This window comes from Actinoplanes oryzae (assembly GCF_030757795.1).
In the GTDB taxonomy this organism is placed as follows: Bacteria; Actinomycetota; Actinomycetes; order Mycobacteriales; family Micromonosporaceae; genus Actinoplanes.
In genome coordinates, this window is the sequence record NZ_JAUQWH010000272.1 from 1 (window position 1) to 7,107 (window position 7,107).

Below are 7,107 nucleotides of genomic sequence, written 5' to 3' on the forward strand. Positions count from 1 at the left end.
GCCTCGGGCGGGCACGCGGGCTCGCGCATCTCGGCGACCGTGTCCGCGGACAGCACCCGGTCGTCGCCGTGCAGCAGGAAGGTGGCGAACCGCGCCAGGTCGGCGGTCGTCGACCACAGCTGCCCGGCCGGGGCGAGCAGTTCGGCGTCCTCGGCGGGCTCGGGCAGCAGCACGTCGGCCCACGGGTGCACCGCCCAGCCGTGCGCGTGCGGGGCCTGGGGCATCAGTGACGTGCGGGTCAGGCGCAGCGGCTCCAGCACGTCGCGGCGCAGCACGTCGAACCACGGCTCGTCGTGCAGCCGGCCGACCAGGGCGCCCAGCAGGCCGTACCCGGCGTTGCTGTAGTGGAAGCGCCGCCCGGCGGGGTGCTTGCGCGGGTCGGCACCGAGGATGTCGGCGATCTCGGGCCGCACCGCGCCCGGCGAGCGTTCCCACCACGGCGCCGGGGTCTCGGCCGCGAGCCCGGAGGTGTGCGCGAGCAGCTCGCCGACGGTGACGTCGCCCGCCGCGGTGCCGGGCAGGTGCTGCTCCAGCCGGTCGGTGAGTGCGAGCCGGCCGGCGTCGCGCAGCCGCAGCACGAGGACGGCCACGAAGGTCTTGCTGATCGACCCGATCCTGTACTGCACGTCGTCGCCGGGCGTTGCCCCGTCGACCGTGCCCCAGCCTTGCGTCCAGACCGGCTGCCCGCCTCGTACGACGGCCGCGACGACGGACGGCGCGCGTCCCTCCACCTGCCCGGTGGCCAGCCTGTGCAGCAGGGCGCGACGGGTTTCCGGCAGCAGATCGATATCAGTCACCCGCCGAACCTACAGGGTCACGAATCCGGGTCGCGGAGCACGCGGAGCGCGTCGAGGGCGACCGCGGTGAGGGCGGCGCGCCCGACGCCCGCGCGGCCGAGGAGCTCCATCCCCCGGGTGATCGCGACGAAGTACATCGCCAGCGACGGCACGTTCGCGTCCGCCGGGAGGTCGCCGCTCGCCCGGGCATCCTCCAGGCAGTGCCCGTAGATCTCGGCGAGCTCCTCGATGCCGGCCTTCGTCGCCGTCGCGAGCTGGTCCTGCTCGCCGGTCGACTCGACGAGGGCCCGCGTGGTGAGCGAGACCCGGGTGTCGGCGCGGCTGAACTCGATCGCCAGGCGCAGCATGTGCCCCCGGATCAGTTCCACCGGGGCGGCGTCGCGGTGCCCGAGCGCTTCGGTGACGGCCCGGGCGGCCTCCTCGCGGTCCTCCGAGAGCGCCCGCAGGAACAGCTCCCGCTTGCCGCCGAACGCGTTGTAGAGGCTCTGCTTGCCGAGGCCGGTCGCCTGCACCAGGTCGTCCAGCGTGGTGGCGGCGAGACCGTGGACGGCGAACACCTCGCCGGCGCTGCTGACGACATCGCGCTCGACGAACTTGCGGGGGCGTGGCATGCCTCCCAGCGTACGAGCCGTTCCGGGGGCCGTGGAAAACCGGTGGAGCCGCGCGCCGGGCGCCGCTAGCGTGCCGGTCATCCGTGTCGGCCGGACAGAGGACATGCCGTTGTACACCCTGTGAGCTTCTCCGAGCGCTGAATCGTCGCGCGCCGCTGCCCAAGGCGTCGCGCTTCTTCTTGCTGCGGTTTTTCTCACGAAGAATGGGTGTCCTTCCCGTGCTCAGTTCCTGGGCCGTCGTGCCCACCTGCCCGCCGCTCGTGCTCCGCCGGTGCCACGTGTGCCCGGCCGCAACCTTCCGGGCGAGCGGCAAGTTCCGCGTCAATGCCAATCACAAACTGCTCGACGTCTGGCTTCTCGTGCTCTGCGCGGGGTGCGGGACGACGGCGAAGCTCTCCGTCCTGGAGCGGACCAATGTGCGCGCGATCCCGCCGTACCTGCTGGATCGGTTGCACGACAACGATGCCGGGCTGATCGCCGAGGTGCTGCGGGACCCGGTCGTGCAGCGCCGCAACCGGATCGCCCTCGACTGGGCGGGCGCGTGGCGGCTCGTCACCGACGGGACGGATCCGGTCGAGGACGTCGCGGTCCGCTTCGCGGCGCCCATTCCCGTACGCCCGGTGCGGTTGATCGCCGAAGGCTGCAAGCTGTCCCGGGCCGAGGTGGAACGCCTGATCGCCGGCGGGAGGATCGTCTCGGCGCACCGGTTGAGCGGGAAGCTCTCCGGCGACTTCACGTTCACCGTCAAGCGGTGACGCGGCGTCCGGCGGGTGGCACGGTCAGCGTGCCCTCGCCGGCGTCGAGCACCGCGGGCACGCCCAGGGCGAAAGACTCCTGTTCCGTCCCGTGGCCGACGGCCAGGCCGCCCAGCACGGGCACGCCGAGGGGCAGCAGCCGCTCGGCGAAGACCTGCTGCACGTGCTCGGCCGGTCCGCAGCCGGTGAACTGGCCCAGGGCGACGCCGGCGAGCCCGTCGAGCCAGCCGGCGCGCTGCAGCTGGACGAGCAGGCGGTCGAGCTTGTAGGGGACCTCGTTGACGTCCTCGAGCACCAGGATCGCCCCGGTCAGGTCGGGCTTGTGCCGGGAGCCCGCGGTGGCCGCCAGGACGGCCAGGTTGCCGCCGAGCAGGACGCCTTCGGCGCGGCCCGGGGAGCGTACGGGAAAGGTGTCCTCCGTGGGGTCCGCCACCAGCACCGTGGGCGCGGACGTCATCAGCGCCGAGCGCAGGCTGCGCGCGGTGGCGGTGCCGGCGCCGCGGTCGAGCAGGCCGACCGTGGCGCCGTGCACCGTGACCAGCCGGGCCTCGCACCAGAGCGCGACGTGCAACGCCGTGATGTCGGAGAAGCCCAGCACCAGCTTGGGATCGGCGCGTACGGCGGCGAAGTCGAGGTCGTCGACGATCCGTTGCGCGCCGTAGCCGCCGCGCAGGCACAGGATGCCGCGCACCTCCGGGTCGCGGAAGGCGTCGTTGAGGTCCGCCAGCCGTTCCTCGTCGGTGCCGGCCAGGAAGGTCCACCGGCTCAGGGCATGGGCGCCGAGGCGCACCCGCAGGCCCCACGACGTCAGCACCTGCTCGGCCGCGGCGGCGCGCTCCGGCTGCATGGCCCCGGACGGCGCGACGAGGGTCACCAGGTCCCCGGGAGACAACACCGCCGGCCGTACGGGCGCCACGTCGATCATCAGCGCAGTGTAAGCACCGCCTCGGTGAATTCCGCCGGCTGCTCCACGTGACCGAAGTGGCCGCTGTTCTCCAGCCACCGCATCTCGGCGCCCGGGATCCCGTCGGCGAGCAGGGCCGTCCAGCCGGGGGCGCACAGGAAGTCGTGGCGGCCCGCGACGATCACCGTGGGCACCTTGAGCTCGCCCAGCCGCTCCCGGACGTCGAAGACCACCGGGTCCGGTGCCGTGGCCGGCTCCTTGCTCATCCGGATCGCGGCCCGGAACGGCTCGAGCTCCTCGCGCCGCGACCAGAAGTCCGCGAAATAGACGGGCAGCGCCGCGGCCAGCTCCCGGCTGATGGTCTCGTCGTCCGGGGCTGCGAGCGCCCGCTGGAAGGCGGCGGGCACCTCGGCGGCCTCGGGCACGTCCGGGTGCCGGGCCGGATAGGCGGCCAGCCGGCTCATGCCCTCGGTCCAGAATTCCGGTCCCGCGTACGGCGACGTCGAGTACAGGATCAGCCCGGCGAGCCGGTCCTGGTGCGCCAGCGCGTACTGCTGCGCGACGAAGCCCCCGTGCGAGTGGCCGAGCAGGTGGACCTGGTCCTCGCCCAGCTCCTCGATCAGTCCGGCGAGGAACCGCACGTACGTGGCGAGGTGAAAGTCGGTCACGGCCCCCGAAGCCCCGGTGCCGACCGGCGAGAGGTAGACCATGGTGAAGTGGTCCTCGAGCCCGGGCGAGCGCAGGTAGCGCCAGTCCAGCCCGGGTCCGCCGGCGTGGGCGACGCAGACCGGCCCGCGCCCGGCCACGTGGAAGACCTGACGGATTCCATCGATAATCGTCTCTTTTTCCTGCACACCTCCACTCAACACCACCGGACGGCGCCGGGGCCATGCTCGGGACGCGCCGGTTCCATACGACTTTGCCCCCGCAGTACCATCCGGTCGGTGGACAAGATCAGCGAGGCGGTCGCCACCACGCGCGCCGGCCGGGCCGTGGCGACCCGCAACCGGTTCGCCGGCTCGTGGTCCATCGGGTTCCCCGAAATCAACGGCTCGGGGCTGCACATCGTGCGCCGGGGCTCGCCGTGGCTGCTCACGCCGGCGCGCGAGCCGATCCCACTGCGCCCGGGCGACATCGTGTTCCTGCCGTTCGGGCCGCCGCACGGGTTCGGCGACGTGCCCCTCGCCGGCGTGCCGCCGGTCGAGACGCGGGCGGCGCACTCCGGCGCGTACGACGTCGAAGTGGTCTCCTGCTGTTATCACCTCGACCGCGGGCGCGTGCACGAGTCGTTCCGCGGGCTGCCGGAGGTCGTCACCGTCCACCTCGACGAGCAGGACGACCCGGCGCTGCGAGCCGTCGCCGACCTGCTGGTCGAGCACGCGGGCGGGGACGGGCCCGGCCATGACATCGCGCTGCCCGCCGTCGTCGATCTGCTGCTGGTGCATCTGCTGCGGGTGCGGCACGACGGCGACGGCTCGGTCGACCCGCCGATCGCGCGGGCGCTGCGGGCCGTACGCGACGATCCGCACCGGCCCTGGACGGCCGCGCAGCTGAGCGGTGTCGCCGGCCTGTCCCGCACGGTGTTCGGGCGCCGGTTCACCGCCGCCGTGGGCGAGCCGCCCGGCGCGTACCTGCTCAAGCGGCGCCTCGATCAGGGCGCCCAGTTGCTGCGCTACACCGAGCTGCCGCTGGCCGCCATCGCCGCACGGCTGGGCTACGCCACCGAATTCAGCTTCGCCGCCGCCTTTCGTCGCGAGTTCGGCATAGCCCCGGGTCGATTCCGCCGGCGTGAGCGGGTCGTGTCATAGGGTGCGGACGTGGCTGACAACGTCATCGGAATCGTCGGCGCCGGGATCGTCGGGCTGGCCGTCGCCCGCGAGCTGACCCGCCGTCGCCCCGGCATCCGCGTCGTGGTGGTCGAGAAGGAGGACCGGGTCGCCGTCCACCAGACCGGCCACAACTCCGGGGTCGTGCACGCCGGCATCTACTACCAGCCCGGCAGCCTCAAGGCGCGGCTGTGCACGCGCGGCGGCGCGTTGTTGCGTGACTACTGCGCCGAGCGGCACATCCCCTACGACGAGTGCGGCAAGCTGGTCGTCGCGGTCACCCCCGATGATGTCGTACGCCTGGACGCGCTCGCCGCCCGCGCGGGCGAGAACGCGGTCCCGGGCCTGCGCCGGCTGGACGCCGCGGGCATCCGCGAGATCGAGCCGCACGCCGCCGGGCTGGCCGCGCTGCACTCGCCGCGCACCGCCATCACCGATTACGTCCGGGTCGCCGAGTGCTTCGCCGAGGACGTCGTCGCCGCCGGGGGCGAGGTGCGCTTCGGCTTCCCGGTCACCGCGATCAGCCAGGCGCCGGGCGGCCTGCGCGTCGGCTCTCCGGATGACAGCGTCACCGTCGATCGGCTGGTCATCTGCGCGGGCCTGGGCAGCGACACCGTCTCGGGGCTGGCCGGCTTCGCCGCCGAGCCGCGGATCATCCCGTTCCGCGGCGAGTACATGCGGGTCGTCCCGGAGAAGGCCGGCCTGGTCCGCGGGCTGATCTATCCGGTGCCCGACCCGCGCTACCCCTTCCTCGGCGTGCACTTCACCCGCCGCGTCGACGGCACGGTCGAGGTCGGACCCAACGCCGTGCTCGCCACGGCCCGCGAGGGCTACCGCCGCCGCGACCTGTCCGTGGCCGACCTCTCCGCGATCACCGCGTGGCCCGGCACGTGGCGCATGGCCGCCCGGCACTGGCGCACCGGCGTCCGCGAGATGTACGGCTCACTGTCCAAGCGCGCCTACATGAAGGCCGCCCGCCGTTACGTCCCCGCCATCGGCGCGGCCGACGTCGTGCGCGCCGGCGCCGGGGTGCGCGCGCAGGCCCTCGACCGCGACGGCAGCCTCGTCGACGACTTCCGCATCCAGCGCAGCGGGCCGATCACGGCCGTCCGCAACGCCCCCTCCCCCGCTGCCACCTCGAGCCTCGCCATCGCCGAGCACATCGTGGACGTCCTCACGGAGTGAGCGCCACGAAGCCCAGGCCGGTCGTGCGCTCCGCGAGGTCCAGCGCTGCCGCCGGGTCGTCGAGCCCGGCCGTGCTCAGCTCCACGGCGGACAGGTCGAGCGCCCCGGACCGGATCAGGTTCCACACCGTGGCCACCGTCCGGTCGTCGCTCATCCACGAGCCGCGCACGGTGAGCCGCCGGTGCATCAGGTCGCCGTACGGGATGGTGAGCTCCTGGCGTACGCCCCCGACCAGCACCAAGGTGCCGCGCCCGCGCAGGCTGTCGTACGCGGCCATCGTCGCGTCCGCCGTCGGTGTGGCGCCCAGGGCGTCGAGCGCCACGTCCACCGGGCCGATCCCCCGCGCGTCGGTCGCGCGGTCGCCGGTCAGCCGGTGGGTGCGCACGCGTGGCCCGAGCTCGGCGAGCCGGTCGAGCGCCTCCTTGTTGCGGCCCACCGCCGTCACCGTCGCCGCGCCCTCCGCCAGCGCCACCAGCACCGCCGCGCCGCCCAGCTGACCGGTCGCGCCGATCACCGCGACGTCCCGGCCGGCCACCGGGCCCGCGGCGTGCAGGCCGGCGGCAGCGATGCCCAGCCACGGCAGGAAGGCCAGCCGGGCCGGGTCGGGGTGGTGCTCGGCGCCGGGCAGCTTGACCATCGTCTCCTTGGCGCAGAGCGCGCGTTCGGCGAAGACGCCGTCGTGCCAGAGCGCGCGCATGCGATCCGTACGCCCGCTGCCCGCCCCGGCGCCGCCCAGGCCGACCCAGCCCACCAGGATCTCGTCCCCGCCGCCCGCGTCGAGCAGCGCCGTGTCCAGCACGATGTCGCCCGGCGCGACATGGAACACGTCGGGCGCGACATCGATCACCCGCCCGATGCAGGACGGGCCCAGGGTCAGCGGCACGGGCAGGCCGCCGCGGTTCCCCCGCACCACCATCTTCGTGTACGCCGGCAGGTGCGCGGCCAGCACCTCGACAAGCACGCCACCGCCGCGCAGCTGCGGCTCGGGGACCTCGGAGAGGCGTACGTGATCGTCGTGGGAAGCAACAG

8 protein-coding genes are annotated in these 7,107 nt (G+C 73.8%); 3 read left to right on the forward strand and 5 right to left on the reverse strand.

From position 1 onward, the window contains the following. Together RBH18_RS42165 and RBH18_RS42170 are read right to left on the reverse strand one after the other, a co-directional pair. Positions 1 to 797 (reverse strand): serine hydrolase domain-containing protein (locus tag RBH18_RS42165; protein ID WP_306216130.1); only part of this gene is annotated, 797 nt, incomplete at its 3' end. A gap of 17 nt (positions 798 to 814) precedes the next feature. Next, positions 815 to 1,408 carry a TetR/AcrR family transcriptional regulator gene (locus RBH18_RS42170; protein WP_306216131.1) on the reverse strand — a complete coding sequence of 198 codons (594 nt, stop codon included), beginning with the start codon at positions 1,406 to 1,408 and terminating at the stop codon, positions 815 to 817. Between the two features lie 218 nt (positions 1,409 to 1,626). Here RBH18_RS42170 and RBH18_RS42175 point away from each other — a divergent pair, with 218 nt between their 5' ends. After that, positions 1,627 to 2,163: a DUF1062 domain-containing protein gene (locus tag RBH18_RS42175; RefSeq protein WP_306216132.1), complete on the forward strand. Its 537-nt coding sequence runs from the start codon at positions 1,627 to 1,629 to the stop codon at positions 2,161 to 2,163. On the opposite strand, the gene RBH18_RS42180 is transcribed toward RBH18_RS42175, so the two are convergent. Both RBH18_RS42180 and RBH18_RS42185 read right to left on the reverse strand, forming a co-directional pair. Next, on the reverse strand, positions 2,153 to 3,088 hold the full coding sequence (locus tag RBH18_RS42180) for a S66 peptidase family protein (protein WP_306216133.1): 936 nt from the start codon (positions 3,086 to 3,088) through the stop codon (positions 2,153 to 2,155). The two genes, RBH18_RS42175 and RBH18_RS42180, sit on opposite strands and share 11 nt — an antisense overlap. Continuing rightward, on the reverse strand, positions 3,088 to 3,873 hold the full coding sequence (locus RBH18_RS42185) for an alpha/beta fold hydrolase (protein ID WP_306216134.1): 786 nt from the start codon (positions 3,871 to 3,873) through the stop codon (positions 3,088 to 3,090). The genes RBH18_RS42180 and RBH18_RS42185 overlap by 1 nt, the downstream gene beginning before the upstream one ends. A gap of 138 nt (positions 3,874 to 4,011) precedes the next feature. On the opposite strand from RBH18_RS42185, the gene RBH18_RS42190 reads away from it, so the two are divergent. After that, positions 4,012 to 4,875, forward strand: a complete 864-nt coding sequence (locus RBH18_RS42190; protein WP_306216135.1) for an AraC family transcriptional regulator — start codon at positions 4,012 to 4,014, stop codon at positions 4,873 to 4,875. Between the two features lie 9 nt (positions 4,876 to 4,884). Next, a complete protein-coding gene (gene lhgO, locus RBH18_RS42195) occupies positions 4,885 to 6,078 on the forward strand; it encodes an L-2-hydroxyglutarate oxidase (protein ID WP_306216136.1) in 1,194 nt (397 codons plus the stop codon). On the opposite strand, the gene RBH18_RS42200 is transcribed toward lhgO, so the two are convergent. Next, positions 6,068 to 7,107: zinc-binding dehydrogenase (locus RBH18_RS42200; protein WP_306216137.1), on the reverse strand; the 1,040-nt coding region annotated here is incomplete at its 5' end. The two genes, lhgO and RBH18_RS42200, sit on opposite strands and share 11 nt — an antisense overlap.

What these genes read in the sequence shown, in the direction of transcription:
- RBH18_RS42170 (WP_306216131.1), bottom strand. Translation starts at nt 1,408, where the DNA reads ATGCCACGCCCCCGCAAGTTCGTCGAGCGCGATGTCGTCAGCAGCGCC.
- RBH18_RS42180 (WP_306216133.1), bottom strand. Translation starts at nt 3,088, where the DNA reads ATGATCGACGTGGCGCCCGTACGGCCGGCGGTGTTGTCTCCCGGGGAC.